Source organism: Methanophagales archaeon, from assembly GCA_021159465.1.
GTDB lineage: Archaea > Halobacteriota > Syntropharchaeia > Alkanophagales > Methanospirareceae > G60ANME1.
In genome coordinates, this window is sequence record JAGGRR010000250.1 from 1 (window position 1) to 1,146 (window position 1,146).

At 36.0% G+C, this 1,146-nt stretch carries 1 protein-coding gene; it reads right to left on the bottom strand.

Translation table 11 applies throughout. The features are described from left to right. Positions 1 to 1,146 (bottom strand): transposase (locus J7J01_10280; GenBank protein MCD6211244.1); only part of this gene is annotated, 1,146 nt, incomplete at both ends.

Consider the following 1,146-nt stretch of genomic DNA (forward strand, 5'->3'; position numbering starts at 1 on the left):
TTTAATCCCAAAATCCTTTCTATCTTCTCAGCTTTTGCAGGAATCTCGCTCAATATTTTCTCCCCATCACTATAATATATAAGATATACTTTTGAAAGCTCAAATAGCACCTCATTTGGAGACATCTTGCCAATGAGATTCTTCTGTCTAAGTATATCCAAAATCCGAAAGTAGATATAAAGTGAAATAAAGGAAATAAAAAAGTAGCCCCTTACTGCATCATCGTTTGATAAATAGGTCTTGTCATTTTCCAACTCGTTCTTCATAGCGTCAAAAGCCACTTCTACAGATTCCCTTTGCTTATATAAAAGATATACTTCTTCCCCAGAACCATTAATATTTGAAAGAATTGCGATCTTCCCAAATTTCTTCCTCTCTTTAATCATATCCCTCCTTGTCCTTTTCCCATCTTCAATCATCTCTATGAATGTGGTCTCCTCCTCTGCCCTCAATTTAACATCCTCATAAAGATATATAAAGTTCTCACCAACCTCCTTTTTAACCCAGTTTATCCCCCTCTTTCTGTAAATAAAACTTCCCTCCATCTCAAGCTCATACTCTATTGCCTTAAAATTCCTCCTTAAAGGAAGAATAAACTTTATCTCCTTCTCTTTCATCAACTCAGCCAAATTATAAGAAGCAAAGCCCCTGTCTAATACTACCACACAGGACTTTATACCCATTGACCTCACTATATGCTTGAAAGATTTGATGTCTCTTATTGAACCAGGTATCGCTTTAATCATAACAGGCACATTATGCTCAGAAGAAAAGATAAGGGCAAAGTTTATCTGCCTCAGATAAAGATGCTCCGCATTATATCCTTTCTCTGCAAGCTTAAGATTCTCCGAGTAAGAGACTATGGAGCTTAAATCAAATAGCAAATACTTGCTCTCCCTCAATAGATAGCCAAAAAACTCTCTTTGAGCACCCCAATCACTACCTATATATCTGAGCTTCTCTGAAATGATATTCGGTGAAAGTGAAACTTCTATCTCTCTAGATAAATAAATCTTCTCCCACCTGCTCTTTATCAACTTTAAACATGTCGGTTGTAAAATTTTCACAATGCCCATCGCCATAATCTCATGATAATCATCTGGAAATGCCGCTTTAAGAGGCTCAATAATTTCATTTATTATATCA